Annotated in this window: 14 protein-coding genes; 8 read left to right on the forward strand and 6 right to left on the reverse strand. The window is 58.0% G+C overall.

Annotated elements, in window-relative coordinates:
• Positions 1–3 precede the first annotated feature (3 nt).
• On the forward strand, positions 4–450 hold the full coding sequence (rplI, locus tag V6F78_RS11615) for a 50S ribosomal protein L9 (protein ID WP_010563337.1): 447 nt from the start codon (positions 4–6) through the stop codon (positions 448–450).
• A 121-nt stretch (positions 451–571) separates the two neighbouring features.
• Positions 572–1966 (forward strand): replicative DNA helicase, encoded by a 1395-nt coding sequence (gene dnaB, locus V6F78_RS11620; protein ID WP_047273273.1) that lies wholly within the window; start codon positions 572–574, stop codon positions 1964–1966.
• Between the two features lie 16 nt (positions 1967–1982).
• Here the strand turns inward: dnaB and V6F78_RS11625 are convergent, their stop codons facing one another.
• Positions 1983–6104 (reverse strand): dermonecrotic toxin domain-containing protein, encoded by a 4122-nt coding sequence (locus tag V6F78_RS11625; RefSeq protein WP_332727275.1) that lies wholly within the window; start codon positions 6102–6104, stop codon positions 1983–1985.
• A 237-nt stretch (positions 6105–6341) separates the two neighbouring features.
• Between V6F78_RS11625 and V6F78_RS11630 the strand changes: the two genes are divergently transcribed.
• On the forward strand, positions 6342–8648 hold the full coding sequence (locus tag V6F78_RS11630; RefSeq protein WP_047291668.1) for a YgiQ family radical SAM protein: 2307 nt from the start codon (positions 6342–6344) through the stop codon (positions 8646–8648).
• A 357-nt stretch (positions 8649–9005) separates the two neighbouring features.
• On the opposite strand, the gene V6F78_RS11635 is transcribed toward V6F78_RS11630, so the two are convergent.
• Entirely contained in the window at positions 9006–9209 is a 204-nt protein-coding gene (locus tag V6F78_RS11635) for a hypothetical protein (RefSeq protein WP_047273140.1), read from the reverse strand.
• Positions 9210–9536: 327 nt separating this feature from the next.
• Here V6F78_RS11635 and azu point away from each other — a divergent pair, with 327 nt between their 5' ends.
• A complete protein-coding gene (gene azu / locus V6F78_RS11640) occupies positions 9537–9983 on the forward strand; it encodes an azurin (protein ID WP_047273141.1) in 447 nt (148 codons plus the stop codon).
• 64 nt (positions 9984–10047) lie between these two features.
• Here azu and V6F78_RS11645 read toward each other — a convergent pair whose 3' ends face one another.
• The 4 genes from V6F78_RS11645 to V6F78_RS11660 form a co-directional block, all read right to left on the reverse strand.
• Positions 10048–11070: a DUF1338 domain-containing protein gene (locus V6F78_RS11645; protein WP_332727277.1), complete on the reverse strand. Its 1023-nt coding sequence runs from the start codon at positions 11068–11070 to the stop codon at positions 10048–10050.
• 176 nt (positions 11071–11246) lie between these two features.
• Positions 11247–12074, reverse strand: coding sequence for an ammonia-dependent NAD(+) synthetase (nadE, locus tag V6F78_RS11650; protein ID WP_047273143.1), 828 nt, complete (start codon positions 12072–12074; stop codon positions 11247–11249).
• Positions 12075–12077: 3 nt separating this feature from the next.
• Complete coding sequence (gene pncB / locus V6F78_RS11655) at positions 12078–13292, reverse strand: nicotinate phosphoribosyltransferase (RefSeq protein ID WP_047291670.1); 1215 nt, start codon at positions 13290–13292, stop codon at positions 12078–12080.
• A gap of 118 nt (positions 13293–13410) precedes the next feature.
• On the reverse strand, positions 13411–14316 hold the full coding sequence (locus tag V6F78_RS11660) for a LysR family transcriptional regulator (protein ID WP_094990091.1): 906 nt from the start codon (positions 14314–14316) through the stop codon (positions 13411–13413).
• A gap of 164 nt (positions 14317–14480) precedes the next feature.
• On the opposite strand from V6F78_RS11660, the gene amaB reads away from it, so the two are divergent.
• The 4 genes from amaB to V6F78_RS11680 all read left to right on the forward strand — a co-directional run bounded on the left by amaB (position 14481) and on the right by V6F78_RS11680 (position 19906).
• The gene (gene amaB, locus V6F78_RS11665; RefSeq protein WP_047273146.1) at positions 14481–15971 is read left to right on the forward strand and encodes an L-piperidine-6-carboxylate dehydrogenase; all 1491 of its coding nucleotides are present in this window, start codon (positions 14481–14483) and stop codon (positions 15969–15971) included.
• Between the two features lie 91 nt (positions 15972–16062).
• Positions 16063–17346 (forward strand): L-pipecolate oxidase, encoded by a 1284-nt coding sequence (gene amaA, locus V6F78_RS11670; RefSeq protein ID WP_169858735.1) that lies wholly within the window; start codon positions 16063–16065, stop codon positions 17344–17346.
• 342 nt (positions 17347–17688) lie between these two features.
• Positions 17689–18825: a branched-chain amino acid ABC transporter substrate-binding protein gene (locus V6F78_RS11675; RefSeq protein WP_070414969.1), complete on the forward strand. Its 1137-nt coding sequence runs from the start codon at positions 17689–17691 to the stop codon at positions 18823–18825.
• 166 nt (positions 18826–18991) lie between these two features.
• Positions 18992–19906, forward strand: a complete 915-nt coding sequence (locus V6F78_RS11680) for an ABC transporter permease subunit (RefSeq protein ID WP_047273149.1) — start codon at positions 18992–18994, stop codon at positions 19904–19906.
• Position 19907: the final 1 nt, after the last annotated feature.

Raw genomic sequence — 19907 nt, forward strand, 5'->3', positions numbered from 1 at the left:
CACATGCAACTGATCCTTCTGGAAAAAGTCGCAAACCTGGGCAACCTGGGCGACAAAGTAAATGTTAAGGCCGGTTACGGTCGTAACTACCTGCTGCCATACGGCAAAGCCACCGCTGCAACCGCTGCCAACCTGGCTGCGTTTGAAGAGCGTCGCGCTGAGCTGGAAAAAGCAGCAGCTGACAAGAAAGCTTCGGCTGAAACTCGCGCTGCCCAACTGGCTGAGCTGGAAGTGACTATCACTGCCACCGCTGGTGACGAAGGCAAGCTGTTCGGTTCGATCGGCACTCACGACATCGCTGATGCACTGACCGCCTCTGGCGTTGAAGTTGCAAAAAGCGAAGTTCGTCTGCCGAACGGCACTATCCGTAACGTTGGCGAATTCGACGTGGCCGTGCACCTGCACGCCGAAGTTGAAGCAACCGTACGCGTTGTTGTGGTAGCTGCTTAAGCAGTCTGACTGACTGGCACCTTGTGTGTCGGACGGTTAACATCGGGCACGATCCTGTTCACAGGTCGTGCCCTTTGTCTTTCTGCAGACCCTGATTTTCACCCCAAAATTACACGTGGCCATGAACGATATCTCCGCTCCTGAGCAATATGACCTGCAAACCGCATCCCTGAAGGTGCCACCGCATTCCATCGAGGCCGAACAGGCCGTGCTCGGTGGTTTGATGCTGGACAACAACGCCTGGGAACGCGTGCTGGATCAAGTATCGGACGGCGATTTCTATCGACATGACCACCGCCTGATCTTCCGGGCGATCGCCAAGCTGGCGGACCAGAACTCCCCGATTGACGTCGTGACCCTTGCCGAGCAATTGGACAAGGAAGGTCAGACGTCGCAAGTGGGCGGTCTGGGCTACCTGGGCGAACTGGCCAAGAACACCCCGTCGGTGGCGAACATCAAGGCGTACGCGCAGATCGTTCGTCAGCGGGCGACATTGCGCCAACTGATCGGCATCAGTACTGAAATCGCAGACAGTGCGTTCAACCCTGAAGGCCGCACTGCCGAAGAAATTCTCGATGAAGCCGAGCGCCAGATCTTCGCGATTGCCGAGGCCCGGCCTAAAACCGGCGGCCCGGTCAGCGTCAATGACTTGCTGACCAAGGCCATTGACCGGATCGATACGCTGTTCAACACCGACAACGCCATCACCGGGTTGTCCACTGGCTACACCGACCTCGACAACATGACCAGCGGCTTGCAGCCGGCCGACCTGATCATTGTGGCCGGTCGTCCCTCGATGGGTAAAACCACGTTTGCGATGAACCTGGTTGAAAACGCCGTGTTGCGCAGTGAAAAAGCGGTATTGGTCTACTCCCTGGAGATGCCAGGTGAATCGCTGATCATGCGTATGCTCTCGTCCCTGGGCCGCATCGACCAGAGCAAAGTGCGTGCGGGCCGGCTCGAAGACGATGACTGGCCGCGGTTGACCTCGGCCGTCAATCTGCTTAACGACCGCAAACTGTTCATCGATGACACGGCCGGTATCAGCCCGTCTGAGATGCGGGCGCGGACACGGCGCCTGGTGCGCGAACATGGCGACATCGGCCTGATCATGATCGACTACCTGCAATTAATGCAGATCCCGGGTTCGGGCGGCGATAACCGGACCAACGAAATTTCCGAGATTTCGCGTTCCTTGAAAGCACTGGCCAAGGAATTCAACTGCCCGGTGGTGGCACTGTCACAGCTCAACCGCTCCCTTGAGCAGCGCCCCAACAAGCGCCCGATCAACTCCGACTTGCGTGAATCCGGAGCGATCGAGCAGGACGCCGACGTCATCATGTTCGTGTACCGGGACGAGGTGTATCACCCCGAAACCGAGCACAAGGGCGTGGCTGAAATCATCATCGGTAAACAGCGTAACGGGCCGATCGGTACGGCCCGTCTGGCGTTCATCGGCAAATACACCCGCTTTGAAAACCTGGCGCCCGGCAGTTACAACTTCGACGACGAGTAAGCCGCTTCAGCCCGTGTCAGGAGGGGGGCGGGGCGAACATCTTTTTGATGACGGGCTCGCTGTACTGGTAGTTCCAGCGCAACTCTGTACCCGCAGGGATCACGTCATTGGTGACCAAAGCAGTCAATTGCAAGCGCTGCATGGGCTGGGTGCCTTTTTGTACGTCCATATCAAACGGTACGGCCTCGACGTTGTAACCGGACGTGGCCTGCCGGACGGGGGAGTCCTCTTCGTACTCAAAAATTGTATTGATGCGTGACGTGATGTTGTCGCCAGAGAGCAATACATCATTGGTTATCGCGGCGGGTGCACGCTCGCCAGGTTTAGGTAGGTGGTGAGGTTCGACGGATAACAGATAAGGGTCCTGACGATAAGTAGCCACGGTCCTGGGCAGTAATTCCCCGCCGTAAAGTCCCAGCACTTCATGCTTTTGAAGCGTTCGCCGGGCAATCACCGTCTTTTCTCCTATCAGTGCGGCTTCCTGCGGGAATTTCTGATGCGCTGCCGTGAACGTGGTCACCTCCATTTTTTCTTCATAGAGACGAGCGACCTTTTCGTACCCTTGCCACTGAATGTAGGGCGTAATTTTGCTTTTGGGGATTCTGATGTCAGAAGTCAGGGACTTACCAATCGCCTGCATGAAGCGTATGCGTAAGGGGCGGCCATCAATGTCACGGATCGGATACCTGCCATTGTTGTATCGGTTATAGACGCGGCGGTAGTTCTGACTGTGTTGATAGTTTTCTTGTGAACGCATTTTTCGGAGTTCCGTAAAGCTGAAGGGCTCAGATGAAATGCTTTCATCGGCCGAGGCGTATTCGTCGGAGGAGCGCGCCGATTCAAACTCATCGTCTGTGGAGACCATCGACTCAAGCTCGTCATCCGTAGACTCCAATCCGCCGGTGGGGCTGTGGGGCGGCTGGCTTTCCCCGGCTTCGGCGGCACGACGGATTAAAGGCGAGTCCGGCATTCCTCCCAGCAACTTCCCCTTCTGTGGGTCGATTTCCCACATGCCTTGCGCGTTTTTGCGGACATACGGTTTGTAGGCTCTTGACGGGCTGCGGGCATCAATCAATTGCCACCCCCATGGGTCAGACCTGATGCGGTAAAACCGTTCACCTTCAAATACGTAGTGCCGGGAGAAACCATCCGTCTGGGGCGGGCCCTCATAGATTCCGTCGGCTCTTTTCGTGAGTGCCTTCGGGGGGGTTGGATCGGCGAATAATGGATCGAACGGGTGTCCGGCTGATGAGTCCGGGATGACCTTTGGGCGTAGCCCCCTGGTTGGCAACCAGTGACTGTCCATGTCCCTGAGGCTGAGTTCACGAACGGCCTGTTTTAGCGAACGACTATGGGTTGCTTCGTAAAGCGCCGAACGTTGCGTTGGGGTCAACGTGAGTTCGATTGCTTTATACAGGTCCGTGGCGCCACTCAACGGCTCGCCAGTTGAGTAATGGGGCACGAACAGTTCGCCCTTGGGGGCGAGAATGTAGCGGCCTGTTTCGCGCATTTCGCCTGCGCCGCCTTCCAGTGTTCCGCTGGAGAAACCCTGACGTATTTCCAGACGATGTGATGCGGGCCAACCCGGTAACCGCTCAAGCAGGGCCAGAATGCTGATCACGCTTTCGGGCGTGGAGGCTGAGTCCAGGTGTATCCCTTCCTTGATACGGCTCGCACTGAGCTGTTGCGCGTAGCGGTCTGCTTCCCAGCGCTGCAGGTCATCGAGTGGCTTGTTGTGCGTGAGTTGCGCCTCCACCTGCTCGTCGCTGAGCACTGCAATTAGCTCTTCGCGATGGCTCTGCGACAATTCCGGCCGCAGGTTGCGCAGGTGCAAATCCATGCTCGACGTGGGGGCTTCGCTGTGCTTGTACAGCGACGTCAACAACTGATGCTTGTTCGCATCTAATTCATCGGTCAGACGAATGGCCAGCTTATCGATGTCGCTGAAATAAGGTAGGGCATCTGCAGGCACTTCAATGGGGGTGACGAGGTTGTCCAGGGTATCGGAAGGCAGTTGTTCTGCCAGCGTGTGCAAGAGCTGGCCTTTTGCAAAACGCGCTAATGGAACCTTGAGTGCTGGGCCAGAACTGCCATGCGCCAAGACTGTTTTGTTCTGTGAATCCATGACCTGTAAAACCCGGTCTTTTGGCCATTCCGGCAGCGAGGCCGTCAGGTAAAACTGAATGAGGGGTGAGTGAGCGGTTTGTTGCGTTCCATCCGCATGGTTGAGTTCGAATGTGTTTATTTCGGCATCCAGATTGAAGCGTTTGATCACATCGCGCAGTAAAGGGGGTGGCCGCAAGACCTCTTGATGAAGTTGCACCAGTGTGGCGCCGTCTTCGTCCGCGATATGCAGAATCGACGCCACGTTGGGGCGGGTGATATTTGAGGTTTCAGGGACCAGCCGCGTCAGGAGCTTCAACAGATCCCAACCTTGTGGATTCTCATGCTCCAAGCGCCAGCTGCCTTTGCCATTCGTGAGTAACGTCGGCCTGTAAGCGTCTTCAGTGTAGGGATGTACCAGTTGCCAGAGCCCGGTCTTCGGGTCTCGGTTAACGGCGTGCAGGTGGTCGTCCAGTTTTACGTAATGTTGCTGATCGTGCAGGTACAACCCCTGACCATCTGCAATGACCTCTTCGGGTAGTTGATTGAGATGGCGATAAGGTGTGAGGTCGGGATTCCACAACCGGGTGCTTTGGTTGCCCATTTTTACCCTGACCAAACCGGCCGTGAATCCAGCCGTTTTGACCGCGCCTGCGGTAACCACTGCCAGCGCGACGTTGTCGACCACATCCATCAGGCAGTTCAAGGCTTCGTCGCTGTCGCCGCGGCTCCAGGCCTCGATGCCGTGATAGACAGCACTTATCAACTGCGCGCCCGTGACCACCAGTAACACTTCGCCAACCACGGGAATAAATGAAGCCGCGAAAAACAACAAGGTTTTGCCGATCTCGCGGTAGTGCTCAAGTCGCTGTTCACGAGCGCGTCTGTCGGTCTCGCCTGTGGAGACGACCAAGGCCTTCGCATAGCTTTTAATTTGATTGATCTGTTGTTGAGCGATGGCTTCGAATACATCGCACTGGATATCTGTTCGGGTCACCAACTGATCAATATGAGGTGCAATAACGCCGCGAGAGTACTTCCCCGGCAGGATGTCCATGGTGGTGCCTGAAACAGTAAACAGCGTGCCTTGATGTCGGTGTGGCACGAGTCGGTTGAACAGTGCGAGGTAGCGCGGGTTTCTCAGGCGTTTGGCAAGCTCGGATTCAAGTTGCGCCATCGACGCATGCTGACGAAACAGGGCGAAGGGATCGTTCGGGGTATACAGCAATACATGATGAGCGACATGTCGGTCGTTGATGACCAGCACGCTGGGTAACGCCACGCCATTGATGGTTAAGTGGCTGCACAACAGGCTTGAATGCCGGCCTTCACGGTGCAGATCCAGCAAGGACTGATAAATGGAACTGCTCAGTTTGTCCCGAAGCAAAGCAATGTGCGCGGCGCACTCAAACGCATCTTTTTCCTTCTGGGCGAACAGCTTTCTTACTTGATCCTGTGTGCGCCTGGCCTGGGAGCCGAGCAGCGGATCGAAGCGTTCATTGAGGTGGCGCTGATACTGACTGCCCAGATCCAGAGAGCGGCACATGCGTGCAAATCGGGTCGCTGACAGGTTCAAGGGCGCCTTGAGCGGTGTTGTTTTCGGATACAGGCCCGTGCCCGTCTCAAACCCGCCTTCTTCGGCCTCGTCAGGCTGGAAATTCTGCATGGCCGCTTCCAGCAGTGAATGCATGGAAAACCCCACATGGGTTTTGATGAGCCCGAGCAAATGACTGTTTTTCAAGTCCCGCACAAACAGGTGCTTCTTATCATCGAGCGCGCCAAGAAATGTTTGTCGCAAGGCTGCATCCAATAAAGGCTGACAAAAAGCCTGCGGGCTCTGGACTTCGTCCAGCAGCGCTTTCAACTCGTGGCGCGATTGATTGCTGTTGATCAGGCTGCTACGCAATGCCTGGCGGACAGCGTGCGGAGCCTGGGTCACCCATTCAGGTAACTGGGACGAAATGAAGTCGGCATGCGCCAGCGGGATGGGCTCGGGGGCAGGCTCACTTGTGGTTGTTTGATCGGGCTCGTTCATTGGCTGATCCATGGAAGGCGTTGGGTCGCCTCAGGCTATCCATGGATTTTTCGTAAAGGGGTTAGGTATATAGCCCCAAATGCCCGGCCCGAACCTCTACAGGCAAGCGCCGCGAAAGGGTTAGGGGGAAAGCCGACCATTGCCGTCGGAATTGGTTATTTTTTGTGCTATATTCCGCGCCCGCGAATTTCTCCGTAAATGTCGCGTCCTTTTTTGCACTCAACACCGGTCATCGACATGCAAGCAGCGAAGCCAATTTTTGACTATCCCAAGTACTGGGCCGAATGTTTCGGGCCAGCGCCATTCCTGCCAATGAGCAGGGAGGAGATGGATCAGCTTGGCTGGGATTCATGCGACATCATCATCGTGACCGGTGATGCGTATGTCGATCACCCGTCGTTCGGCATGGCCATCATTGGTCGTTTGCTGGAGTCCCAGGGCTTTCGCGTGGGCATCATCGCCCAGCCGAACTGGCAGTCCAAAGACGACTTCATGAAACTGGGTGAGCCGAACCTGTTCTTCGGCGTCGCCGCCGGCAACATGGATTCGATGATCAACCGCTACACCGCGGACAAAAAAATCCGTTCCGATGACGCCTACACCCCCGGCGGCATGGCGGGCAAACGTCCGGACCGCGCGAGCCTGGTCTATAGCCAGCGCTGTAAAGAAGCCTACAAACATGTGCCGATTGTCCTGGGCGGTATCGAGGCTTCCCTGCGTCGTATCGCGCATTACGATTACTGGCAAGACCGCGTGCGCAACTCGATCCTGATCGACGCATGTGCCGACATCCTGCTGTACGGCAACGCCGAACGCGCGATCGTCGAAGTGGCTCAACGCCTGTCGTACGGTCACAAGATCGAAGACATCACCGATGTGCGCGGCACCGCGTTCATTCGCCGTGACACGCCCAAAGACTGGTACGAAGTCGACTCCACGCGTATCGACCGTCCGGGCAAGATCGACAAGATCATCAACCCGTACGTGAACACGCAGGACACCCAGGCCTGCGCCATCGAGCAGGAAAAAGGCCCGGTTGAAGACCCGAGTGAAGCCAAGGTCGTGCAGATCCTGGCCAGCCCGCGCATGACCCGTGACAAAACGGTGATCCGCCTGCCGTCCGTCGAGAAAGTCCGTGCCGATGCGGTGCTGTATGCTCACGCCAACCGTGTGCTTCACCTCGAAACCAACCCGGGCAACGCCCGTGCGCTGGTGCAGAAGCATGGCGAAGTGGACGTCTGGTTCAACCCGCCTCCGATTCCGATGACCACTGAAGAGATGGACTACGTGTTTGGCATGCCTTACGCACGTGTTCCGCACCCTGCGTACGGCAAGGAAAAAATTCCTGCCTACGACATGATTCGCTTCTCGGTGAACATCATGCGCGGCTGCTTTGGCGGCTGTACCTTCTGTTCGATCACCGAGCACGAAGGCCGGATCATCCAGAACCGCTCCGAAGAATCGATCATTCGCGAAATCGAAGAGATCCGCGACAAAGTGCCTGGCTTCACCGGCGTCATTTCCGATCTCGGCGGCCCGACCGCGAACATGTACCGCATTGCCTGCAAAAGCCCGGAAATCGAATCCGCGTGCCGCAAGCCGTCGTGCGTGTTCCCCGGCATCTGCCCGAACCTGAACACCGACCACTCGTCGCTGATCCAGCTGTACCGCAGCGCCCGTGCCTTGCCGGGTGTGAAGAAGATCCTGATTGCCTCCGGCCTGCGTTACGACCTTGCGGTCGAGTCGCCGGAATACGTCAAAGAGCTGGTGACCCACCACGTCGGCGGTTACCTGAAGATCGCCCCGGAACATACCGAGGAAGGTCCGCTCAACCAGATGATGAAGCCGGGCATTGGCAGCTATGACAAGTTCAAGCGCATGTTCGAGAAGTACACCAAGGAAGCAGGCAAAGAGCAGTACCTGATTCCGTACTTCATCGCCGCTCACCCCGGCACCAAAGACGAAGACATGATGAACCTGGCGCTGTGGCTCAAAGGCAACGGCTTCCGGGCGGATCAGGTGCAGGCGTTCTACCCCTCGCCAATGGCCACGGCCACGGCGATGTACCACTCGGGCAAGAACCCGCTGCGCAAGGTCACGTACAAGAGTGACGCGGTGACCATCGTCAAGAGCGAAGAGCAGCGTCGTCTGCACAAGGCATTCTTGCGTTACCACGACCCCAAAGGCTGGCCGATGCTGCGTGAAGCATTGACCCGCATGGGCCGCGCTGACCTGATCGGTTCGGGCAAGGACCAGCTGATCCCGTTGCATCAGCCCGCCACTGACAGCTATCAGAGTGCCCGTCGTAAAAACTCGACACCGGCCGGCAGCCACAAAGTCGCCAAGGACTCCACCACCAAGATCCTCACCCAGCACACCGGGCTGCCGCCACGCGCCAGTGACGGTGGCAACCCGTGGGACAAGCGTGAGCAAGCCAAGGCTGCGGCATTTGCCCGTAACAAGCAGGCTGCCAAAGAGCGCCATGAAGCGGCCAAAGGCGGCAAAGGCAAAAAACCTGCGCGCAAGCCTGTCGTCCCGCGCTAACCGTCCGGTAGCGGCTACCGCTTTCTGCCCGTAGCCGCTGCCTTGGCACGCCGTTGTGATCGAATGCACAGCGTTCGGTCAGACCGATCTCGCGTGCCAACCCAACCCTGATCGTCACTCAAAGACGCCTGAGCCGTGTTGCTCGGCGCGTCGGCGGTTGCCGGGTTTTCAGGTGGTGCGCTGGGAGGCCTGCCACACGCGCGCAGGTCGAAGGCAATACGTCTTGCAGGAATGGAGCGTGAAGGGCGTCAGACGATGTTACAAGGCGGTCAGGGTGACTGCGAGGATCAACAGCCGGGCTGCTGATCCTGATCACAGATCCTGTGGGCCGGGTTGTGGATAACCGGGCCGAGGGTGTTACGCGTTGGGGGCTTTGTCTTCTTGTGCTGCGCCAGTCTCTTGCGCTTCAACGTCAACGTCACCTTCAGTGTCGACGTCCTGCTCCAGTTCTGCGGCGCCACCTTCAGCGGCAGCCTTCTTGCGTTGCAGCTTCTCTTCTTTCTTCTGCTCTTTAGCCAGGTCTCTTTGACGCTTTGCGAAGTTGTAGTTTGGTTTGGCCATGGGCGATCCTCTTGCGCTCGAAGGTGAGGTGAGCGGTGGGTATTCTGCCCTGTATTAGTGCTTAGCCGTTAGCCGGGTTTTTGCAAGGCTGTTTTTCGCGTCTGAAACATAACCCTGGCTGCCATGAAAAGTCGGGTTTTACGTGGGATCACTTATTCTCCAAAAAACCGGATCATGACCTAAGGTTATAAGCCCGCCGTTCGTCTAGCAGGCTATTACACCGGATTAAAACGTTGCGCCATGATCCAGGTCATTGGAATCGAGACGATTTTCGGGCAACCTGTATACAAATTGTGGATTTTTAATACCCTGCCTTGGAGATACACCATGTTTGCCAAAGTTGTTGCGGTATCCCTTTTGACTCTGGCCAGCGGCCAACTGTTGGCTGCTGAATGCAAAGTAACTGTCGATTCGACTGACCAGATGTCGTACAACACCAAAGAAATCACCATCGACAAGTCCTGCAAAACCTTCACGGTAGAACTGACCCACTCTGGCAGCCTGCCGAAGAACGTGATGGGTCATAACTGGGTGCTGAGCACGAAGGCGGACATGATGGGTGTCTCGACCGATGGCATGGCCGCCGGTATCGACAAAAACTACCTCAAAGACGGTGACACCCGCGTGATCGCCCATACCAAAATTATTGGTGCTGGCGAGAAAGACTCGGTGACGTTTGACGTTTCCAAACTCAAAGCCGGTGAAGAATATGAATTCTTCTGCACCTTCCCGGGCCACAACTCGATGATGAAAGGCGCCGTGGTACTTAAATAAGGCCGCGCAGCGTTTAAAAACAGCCCTGACAGGTTTACGCCGTCAGGGCTGTTTTCGTTTTGCCTCAGGCGTTTGACGCCGTCATTTTGAAAATTCCCTGGGCATTGCTGCTGTCGAAGTTCAGGTCCAGGCGTTGCGTCGCCGGGTCTGTCTCGCGCTGAATGAACTCTACAAACGAGCCCGGCACCTGATGCTCGCGGTACACCCCGTGTTCATCTACCAGCCCGCGTGTCACGGTGCAGGCCCGGTAGGCCGTCTGCATTACCCGTCCTGATGCCGACACTTCAATGCTGTCTTTCATCGGGCGCTGGAGGTCGCGTTGTTGCGCGACCGTGGCGTGCAGATCGCTGACGCGGTCGGTCAGGTGGTTGAAGCTGTTGCCTTCGGTCGCGATCCAGGCCATTTCGGCGCTTTCCTGGAGCAGACACTGATAATCGGCCTCTTGCACGGCACCGTGCTGGCGATCAAACGCGTGGTACAGACCATGTAACACCTGTTGCGCGTCACGCAGGCTGCAATGGCGGGTCAATTGCAGGCGGTGAAGGATGGCCTTGTGCTCAGCGTTGAGCGGGTCGCGGCTGCTGCTGACCACCCGGCTGACCGCCTGTTGAAACCCCTCGCTGAAGCGTCCCGGGTGCAATTCCGACACAAAAAACTGTGCAATGCCCTCAGGCAAGTCCATGTGTCGGTAGCCCCAGCCGGTCATGTTCAGCTGAGTCAGGGGATAGGTGCGCACATCGGTAAAGCCCAACGGCTCCAGCAACCGAGAGAACGCCAGACGGCCCCGCGGCAGCTCGCCATTTACCGGCCAGTCCACCGTGCGAATGGCGCCATGATCGAACACCACTTTGCGCCCTTGCTGTGCTTGCTCTTGCACATAACGTCGGCCATCCGGCACCGCGTCCACCAGCTTGTGCAGCAGGCACAGGTTCAGCGCTTCAGCGAGCCATGCCCGATGCAGCGCCTGCGGGTGCCAACTGAAATCCAGCAGGCCCTGTGGGACTTCAACATGCTCGCGCAACCAGTGAGCGGCGGGTTGGCCGATTGCAGACTCGACCAGCGAAAACAAACCATCGAAAGCAGACATGGCGGACAAGGCTCTGGCGACAAAACGAGCGTCTATCAAAGCCCTTGGGACGGCGTGCCACAAGCGAAAAAAAATGCGGGGTTCATTCCGTTTTTTCTGGCTGGGGAATCAACCATGTCTCACCCCGTTCCTCTCCTCGGGAGAGGCACGGGGTATTTCAACACGTGCCCTACGGCTCACGGCGCAAACGGCATTTCACGTTTGTGATGGGTTTTTTCATACGTTTTGCAAATGATGTCGAAGGCTTGCTCGCTCACCGGCTCGCCGTGCAGGAAAGCATCAATCTCGGCATAGGTGACGCCGTGGGACGCTTCGTCGGGCTTGCCCGGTTCCAGGTCTTCGAGGTCCGCCGTCGGGACTTTTTCGACCAGCGATTCCGGGGCCCCGAAGAAGCGCGCAATGGCCCGCACCTGATTTTTGACCAGCCCGCTGAGCGGGGCCAGGTCGCAGGAGCCATCCCCGAACTTGGTGAAGAAGCCCATCACCGCTTCTGCCGCGTGATCGGTGCCGATGACCAGCCCGCCTGTTGCGCCCGCGATGGTGTATTGCGCCACCATGCGCATCCGCGCCTTGGTATTGCCCAGTACAAAATCCACCGTGGCCGGGGGTTTGCCTTCGAACGAGGCAACTTCAGCGGCCAGCGCCTTGACGGCAGGGCCGATATTGACGGTCTGGCGCTCGTCCGGGTTGATGAAGTCCACAGCGGCGGTGGCATCAATTTCGTCGTGCTGCACACCGTAGGGCAGGCGCACAGCGATAAAACGGTAGCGCTCGTCGCCGGTCTGCTCGCGCAGTTGCTTGACCGCGCGTTGTGCCATCAGGCCAGCGGTCAATGAATCGACGCCTCCGCTGATGCCCAGTACCAGGGTCTTGAGTCCGGCATTGTTCAGGCAGCACTGGATAAAGGTAATCCGCCGCGCAACTTCAGCTTCAAGGGCATCGTCGTCTTTAAACGGTGGCTGGACATTGAGGTCTTTGGCGATCTGACGCTGTACGGCCTGCATGATTCACTCCTTGGGAGAATGTTCAGGAACTTGGAAGACGTGGCGCAAATAGGCAGCGAAATTAGGATCGGAACAGTGCGTCTTGCCCGGTTCATCTGAAATTTTCGCCACGGGAGAGTCGTTGCAGCCGGTCATTTTAAGCACGATGCTCATGGGCTCAACCCCCGGGATGTCGCAGGTCAGGTTGGTCCCGATGCCGAAGCTGACGTTGATGCGGCCACGCAACGCGCGAAAGATGTCCAGCGAACGGGGCAGGGTCAGGCTGTCGGAGAACACCAGCGTCTTGCTCATCGGGTCAATGCCCAACTGGTGGTAATGCGCGATGCATTTTTCAGCCCATATCACGGGGTCGCCCGAGTCGTGGCGCAAACCGTCAAACAGCTTGGCGAAGTACAGGTCGAAATCCTTCAGGAACGCATCCGTGGTGATGCAATCGGTGAGCGCAATCCCCAGCAGGCCACGGTATTCGCGCACCCAGCAGTCCAGCGCGGCGCTTTGGCTGTCGATCAGGCGCGGGCCGAGTTGCTGATGCGCCATGATCCATTCGTGGGCCATGGTGCCCAATGGCTTCATGTCCAGCTCGCGGGACAGGTTGACGTTACTGGTGCCCACGAATTTGCCGGGGAAGTCGTGCTTGAGCACGTTGACCACTTCCTCTTGTACCCGGTATGAAAACCGACGACGTGTTCCGAAATCGGCCACCTGCAACCCTGCCAGTTCATCGGCACTGGCATTGGCCTGCAACCAGTCAAACTTGCGGTACAACTGCTCGCGGGCCTGGGACAGCACCGTGTTGGCATACCGCGAACGGTTGCGCACTTCACTGACAATCGCCAGCAACGGCACCTCAAACAGAATCACATGCAGCCACGGGCCGCGCAGGCGAATGAAAAGTTCGCCGTTTTCGATCCCGGTATGGACATAGCGCAGGTTGAACCGAAACAGGCCCAGGAAGCGTATGAAGTCAGGCTTCATAAACGTAATCCGCTCCAGAAAACCGAGTTGGTCCTGACTCATGTTGACGTCGGCCAAGCGCTCGATCTGATGCCGGATTTCGCTCAAATACGGACGTAAATCTTCGTGATTACGGCAACGAAACTCCCATTCAACGTCCACGTTGGGATAGTTGTGCAGCACCGCCTGCATCATGGTCAATTTGTAGAAGTCGGTGTCGAGCAAGTTCTGCACGATGCGATCGGCAAACACACTCTCGCTCATAACGCGGATCTCCCTGCTGGCCGTGCCTGATTGCCACGGCTTTCAGCGCTTTCAATGAATGACGCTAGTGGCGCATATCCGCGTGCGGTTGTGCCAGTGGTTTTTGCTTCGAGAACGGCTACAACGCGTGTTCTTCTTTAAATTGCTCCATCATCCAGCTCACAAACGCCTTGACCTTGGGAACTGCGGCCGCGTGTTCCGGGTAGGCGAGGTAATACGCATCGTGACTGGGTAACGCGTACGGCCAGGCAATGACCAGTGTGCCGTCAGCCAGTTCTTCTTCGACCAGAAAGCGCGGCAGCAGTGCAACCCCGCAGCCCACTTGAGCCGCCCGGATGCACATATAGAACGTGTCAAAGCGCGGGCCGTGATAACTGTGATCCGTGTGCAGGCCCTGGCTTTCGAACCATTCATGCCACGCTTGCGGGCGCGAAGCGTTTTGCAAGAGGACCAGATCGGTCAACTGCGTCGCGTCGACGAACGCGCTAGCGGGCAGGCTCGATGGCGCACACACCGCCACCAGCGATTCGCCGAACAGCTTCAGGGATTCGGTGCCGGGGCGGGCGCCTTGGCCGAAGTAGAACGCCAGGTCACTGCGCCCTTGCAGCAACTCATCGGCTTCCTGCTCATTGCATACATCCAGATGAATCTGTGGATGTCGCAGACGCCAGCCTTTAAGGCGTGGGACAAGCCAGCGAGCGCCGAAGGTCGAGGGTGTAGAGACACGCAGGACCTCTGTTTCCCCGCCGTAGGAACGCAGTGTGTGCGTGGACATTTCCACTTGGGTCAGGATTTTTCGGACTTCTACAAGGTACAAATCCCCGGCTGGCGTCAGCTGTAGACGGCGCCGTACCCGGCGAAACAGCAAGTGCTGTAGCAACTCTTCCAGTTGCGCGACCTGTTTACTGACGGCGCTTTGAGTCAGGTTCAGCTCTTCAGCCGCACGGGTGAAGCTCAGGTGGCGAGTCACCGCTTCAAAACACTGCAAGGCAGTGATCGAGGGCAGGTAGCGTTTATTGAGCATGGCAGCCTCTGCTTCTTGTTGTTCGCTGACGTTACCAGCGCTGCATGAATTTTCGGAATGATATCTCGCTTAAAGGTCGTTTGTTGGCGCGGGATGTGCCAGCTACAACTAAAGACCTGAGCCGCAACCGGCGGCGAACGTTTTCATGTTGAAGGAGTGCCTGCATGGTCGCTGCATTGCTGGATCGTTTAGGGGTTGACCCTGCGCTGTACCAACAGGGTAAACAGCCCGTTCACACACCGATTGATGGCAGCCAGATTGGCGCCGTGCACTGGGAAGGTGCGGCGCAAACCGAGCAGCACGTGACCCGTGCCGAGCACGCATTTGAAGCCTGGCGCACTGTGCCGGCGCCACGTCGCGGTGAGCTGGTGCGTCAATTCGGTGACCTGCTGCGCCAATACAAGACCGATCTTGGCGAGCTGGTGTCCTGGGAAGCCGGCAAAATCACCCAGGAAGGCTTGGGTGAAGTGCAAGAAATGATCGACATTTGCGACTTTGCGGTCGGCCTGTCGCGTCAGCTGTATGGCCTGACCATTGCTTCGGAACGCCCCGGTCACCACATGCGCGAAACCTGGCACCCGCTGGGCGTGGTCGGTGTCATCAGCGCGTTCAACTTCCCGGTCGCGGTGTGGGCGTGGAACACCACGCTGGCGCTGGTGTGCGGCAACGCAGTGATCTGGAAACCGTCCGAGAAAACCCCGCTCACCGCCCTGGCGTGTCAGGCGCTGTTTGACCGGGTACTGAGCACCTTCAGCGACGCCCCTGAGCATTTAAGCCAAGTGATTATCGGTGGCCGCGAGGCAGGCGAAGCGTTGGTCGACGACCCGCGTGTGGCGTTGATCAGTGCCACCGGCAGCACCCGTATGGGCCGTGAAGTGGCGCCCAAAATTGCCGCGCGCTTTGCCCGCAGCATCCTCGAACTGGGTGGCAATAACGCCATGATCCTCGGCCCGAGCGCCGATCTGGACATGGCCGTGCGCGCCATCCTGTTCAGTGCCGTGGGCACGGCCGGGCAGCGTTGCACCAGCTTGCGCCGCCTGATTGCGCACGAATCGGTCAAAGAAGAAATCCTCACCCGCCTCAAGACCGCGTACGCCAACGTGCGCATCGGCCATCCGCTGGAAGGCAATCTGGTTGGCCCACTGATCGACAAACACAGTTTTGACAACATGCAGGATGCGCTCGAACAGGCCTTGAGCGAAGGCGGGCACGTCTTCGGTGGACAACGCCAACTGGCCGACCAGTACCCACATGCGTACTACGTCAGCCCGGCCATTGTTGAAATGCCCGAGCAGAGTGAGGTGATGTGCAACGAAACCTTTGCGCCGATCTTGTACGTGGTTGGCTACAGCGAGTTTGACGAAGCCCTGCGCCTGAACAACGCGGTGCCGCAAGGCTTGTCGTCGTGCATTTTCACCACCGATGTGCGCGAGGCGGAGCGCTTTATGTCGGCCACCGGCAGTGATTGCGGGATTGCCAACGTCAACATCGGGCCTAGCGGTGCCGAGATTGGCGGCGCCTTTGGTGGCGAAAAAGAAACCGGCGGCGGGCGTGAGTCGGGTTCGGATGCCTGGCGCGGCTACATGCGGCGTCAGACCAATACCGTCAACTACTCGCAAGAACTGCCGCTGGCGCAGGGTATTACGTTTGATTGAGGTAGGACGCTTGCCCTCACCCCAACCCTCTTCCTTCGGGAGAGGGTTGGGGTGAGGGTTTCTGGTTAAGTTTCATGTGTGGAGCTTGGCAATGCCTTTACGCGAAGAATGTCTGTGGGAAAGCCTCACGCCGCAACGTCCTCAAGCGCCTGCCTTCAAGGGCGAATTGAGCGTTGACGTTTGCGTGATCGGTGCAGGTATTACGGGGTTGTCAGCCGCCATTCATTTGCTCGAACAGGGCAAAAGCGTGTGTGTGCTGGAGGCGCATCGCACCGGGCATGGTGGTTCGGGGCGCAATGTGGGGCTGGTCAACGCGGGGCTGTGGATCCCGCCCGACGAAATCGAAGCCGGATTTGGCAAAGCCGTGGGCAGTCAGCTCAATCGCATGCTCGGGGCGGCGCCAGCGCTGGTGTTCGACCTCGTCGACAAATACCGCATTGATTGCCAGTTGCGCCGCGAAGGCACGTTGCACATGGCCCACAACGCCAAGGGTGAAGCCGATCTGCGCAGCCGCGAGCAGCAATGGCGACTGCGCGGTGCTCCGGTGCAATTGCTCACCGGCGCGGCGTGCGAAGCGGCCACCGGCACCTCGAAAATCGCCGCGGCCTTGCTGGATCGCCGCGCGGGCACGCTCAACCCCATGGCCTACACCTCGGGGCTGGCCAAGGTCGCGGGTGATCTGGGCGGGCGGCTGTTCGATCATTCCCCGGTCACCGGGCTGGAACGCCAAGGGCAACGCTGGTCCGTGCAAACCGAGCACGGCGCCGTGGATGCCGAACAGGTGGTTCTGGCCTCGAATGCCTACACCGAGGGCGAATGGACTGACCTGCGACGTAACTTTTTCCCAGGTTATTACTACCAGGTTGCTTCCAAACCTCTGACAGACGAAACCGCACAACGGATCCTGCCCGGAGGGCAAGGTTCGTGGGATACACGCCAGGTACTCAGCAGTATTCGGCGGGATGCCGATGGCCGTTTATTGCTGGGCAGCCTCGGCAATGGCAATCAGAAACCCGGCTGGTTCCTCAAGGCGTGGGCCGACCGCGTGCAGCAGCACTACTTCCCGTATTTGAAAGGCGTGGAGTGGGAATGCACCTGGACGGGATGCATTGCGTTCACCCCCGATCACTTGATGCGTTTATTTGAACCGGCGCCCGGTCTTGTGGCGGTCACCGGTTACAACGGACGCGGGGTCACCACGGGCAGCGTGGTGGGCAAGGCGTTTGCCGACTATTTGTGTCATGGCGACGCCAAGGTGCTGCCCATTCCTTTTTCTGCGATGCAGCCGCTCTGCGGCACGGGCTTGCGCAGTTGTTTATACGAAGCAGGGTTTTCCCTGTACCACGCCGGGCAATGTTTAAGGATCGTGATTTAGCCGCCGTTTATGTGTGTAACGGCTAGCCTCTAATGGTGCGCCCTGTAGCAGCGATGCACCGCGAGTGTGCAGTTCGGTGACGTCGCGGGTTACAGGTCGATTGGGCGCTGCAGGGCAACCCGGTTGCAAGGTTGAAGACTCAAGGTGGCGCCTGCTGAAAACAAACAGTTACACCTTCCTCGGTTTAGACGGTTGCACGCCCAATAAAAATGGGCTCGAAACAGTCGACAGAACAATAAGACAGCGGCTTTTTCAAGAATAAAAAACCAATGGCACGCGCCTTGCTCAGCGCTTTAAGTGAAGTCGAAGTGCCAACTAAAAAAACCTCAGGAGCACCACCTCATGTCGCAGACGTTCTACAAGAAAGGTTTTCTGGCCCTCGCCGTTTCGGCTGCGATGGGCATGTCTTCGTTTGTTCTGGCGGATGTAAAAATCGGGGTTGCCGGTCCAATGACCGGCGCCAACGCGGCATTTGGTGAGCAGTACATGAAGGGTGCACAAGCGGCAGCGGATGCAATCAACGCATCGGGTGGCGTCAACGGCGAAAAAATCGTGCTGGTCAAAGGCGACGATGCCTGCGAGCCCAAGCAAGCGGTTGCGGTGGCCAACCGTCTGGTCGATCAGGACAAGGTAGCGGCAGTGGTGGGGCACTTCTGTTCTTCGTCCACGATTCCGGCGTCCGAAGTGTATGACGAGGCGGGTGTCATCGCGATCACGCCGGGTTCCACCAACCCGCAGGTGACCGAACGCGGCCTGAGCGCCATGTTCCGCATGTGCGGTCGGGATGACCAGCAAGGCATCGTAGCGGCCGACTACATCGTCGATGTGCTCAAGGGTAAAAAAGTGGTGGTCCTGCATGACAAGGACACCTACGGCCAAGGCCTGGCCGACGCGACCAAGGCCCAGCTTGAGAAACGCGGTGTGACACCCGTGTTGTATGAAGGCCTGACCCGGGGTGAAAAAGACTTCAGCGCCGTGGTGACCAAGATCCGTGCCGCGGGCGCGGACGTCGTGTACTTCGGCGGTCTGCACCCGGAAGCGGGACCGCTTGTGCGTCAGATGCGTGAGAACGGTCTTAAAGACGTGAAGTTCATGTCTGACGATGGCGTGGTTACCGATGAATTGGTCACCACCGCCGGTGGCAATCAATACGTTGATGGTGTGTTCATGACCTTCGGCGCCGACCCGCGCCTGTTGCCTGACAGCAAGGCCGTGGTAGAGCAATTCCGCAAAGGCGGCACAGAGCCTGAAGGCTACACCCTGTACGCCTATGCCTCGATCCAGGCCCTGGCAGATGCGTTCAACGGCGCCAAATCCAACAAAGGCGAAGACGCGGCCAAATGGCTCAAGGCCAACCCGGTGAAAACCGTCATGGGTGAAAAGGCCTGGGACAGCAAGGGCGACCTCAAAGTCTCTGACTACGTGATGTACCAGTGGGACAAAGACGGCAAATATCACCAGCTGGAAAAACAGAAGTGAGTTGAATCCCTCGCCCGACCGTTGCCTGAGTGGCGGTCGGGCGGGTGAGGCTTTGCATCACCTGTCTTCTTTTCCAGGAGCCACGTAAATCCAGTCATTCAAACTGTCTTCGGACGGTGTGGGGGGCGTGTGTCTGCGGATTGGCTCCAGTGCGTGAGATTGCGTTATGGACGGTATTTTCCTACAGCAACTGCTGAACGGCCTGACCCTCGGGTCTGTCTACGGCCTGATCGCCATCGGCTACACAATGGTTTACGGCATCATCGGCATGATCAACTTCGCCCATGGCGAGGTGTACATGATCTCTGCTTACCTCGCGGCGATCAGTCTGGCTCTGTTGGCATACTTCGGTATTGAATCCTTCCCGCTGCTGATGCTGGGCACCCTGATTTTCACCGTGGTGGTTACCGGGGTGTATGGCTGGGTGATTGAGCGAGTGGCCTACAAACCCCTGCGAAATTCCACACGACTGGCACCGCTGATCAGTGCCATCGGCATTTCCCTGATCCTGCAAAACTACGTCCAAATTGCACAAGGTTCGCGCCAGCAAGGCGTGCCCACGCTGCTCAGCGGTGCGTGGCGGGTCGATATCGGGACCGGTTTCGTCCAGCTCACCTACACCAAGGTCTTCATTCTGGTCGCCGCCTTCGTGGGCATGGGCCTGCTGACCTACATCATCAAGTACACCAAGCTGGGTCGCATGTGCCGCGCCACGCAACAGGACCGCAAGATGGCGTCGATCCTGGGCATCAATACGGATCGGGTGATTTCCTACGTGTTCGTGATCGGTGCAGCCATGGCGGCACTGGCCGGTGTGCTGATCACCATGAACTACGGCACGTTCGACTTTTATGCCGGGTTCATCATCGGTATCAAGGCGTTCACTGCCGCCGTGCTCGGCGGGATTGGATCGCTGCCCGGCGCCATGCTCGGCGGCATCATCCTCGGCATCTCCGAGTCGCTGTTCGCCGGTCTGGTCAACTCTGACTACAAAGACGTGTTCAGTTTCTCGCTGCTGGTGCTGATCCTGATTTTCCGTCCTCAAGGCCTGCTGGGTCGTCCACTTGTGGCGAAGGTGTAAG

This window comes from Pseudomonas sp. ESBL9, assembly GCF_036668715.1.
In the GTDB taxonomy this organism is placed as follows: domain Bacteria; phylum Pseudomonadota; class Gammaproteobacteria; order Pseudomonadales; family Pseudomonadaceae; genus Aquipseudomonas; species Aquipseudomonas lundensis.

Coding starts and splice junctions, on each gene's coding strand:
- V6F78_RS11645 (WP_332727277.1), bottom strand. CDS start 11,070: ATGTCTGCTTTCGATGGTTTGTTTTCGCTGGTCGAGTCTGCAATCGGC.
- dnaB (WP_047273273.1), top strand. CDS start 572: ATGAACGATATCTCCGCTCCTGAGCAATATGACCTGCAAACCGCATCC.
- amaB (WP_047273146.1), top strand. CDS start 14,481: ATGGTCGCTGCATTGCTGGATCGTTTAGGGGTTGACCCTGCGCTGTAC.
- rplI (WP_010563337.1), top strand. CDS start 4: ATGCAACTGATCCTTCTGGAAAAAGTCGCAAACCTGGGCAACCTGGGC.
- V6F78_RS11630 (WP_047291668.1), top strand. CDS start 6,342: ATGCAAGCAGCGAAGCCAATTTTTGACTATCCCAAGTACTGGGCCGAA.
- V6F78_RS11625 (WP_332727275.1), bottom strand. CDS start 6,104: ATGAACGAGCCCGATCAAACAACCACAAGTGAGCCTGCCCCCGAGCCC.
- V6F78_RS11660 (WP_094990091.1), bottom strand. CDS start 14,316: ATGCTCAATAAACGCTACCTGCCCTCGATCACTGCCTTGCAGTGTTTT.
- amaA (WP_169858735.1), top strand. CDS start 16,063: ATGCCTTTACGCGAAGAATGTCTGTGGGAAAGCCTCACGCCGCAACGT.
- nadE (WP_047273143.1), bottom strand. CDS start 12,074: ATGCAGGCCGTACAGCGTCAGATCGCCAAAGACCTCAATGTCCAGCCA.
- V6F78_RS11635 (WP_047273140.1), bottom strand. CDS start 9,209: ATGGCCAAACCAAACTACAACTTCGCAAAGCGTCAAAGAGACCTGGCT.
- azu (WP_047273141.1), top strand. CDS start 9,537: ATGTTTGCCAAAGTTGTTGCGGTATCCCTTTTGACTCTGGCCAGCGGC.
- V6F78_RS11675 (WP_070414969.1), top strand. CDS start 17,689: ATGTCGCAGACGTTCTACAAGAAAGGTTTTCTGGCCCTCGCCGTTTCG.
- pncB (WP_047291670.1), bottom strand. CDS start 13,292: ATGAGCGAGAGTGTGTTTGCCGATCGCATCGTGCAGAACTTGCTCGAC.
- V6F78_RS11680 (WP_047273149.1), top strand. CDS start 18,992: ATGGACGGTATTTTCCTACAGCAACTGCTGAACGGCCTGACCCTCGGG.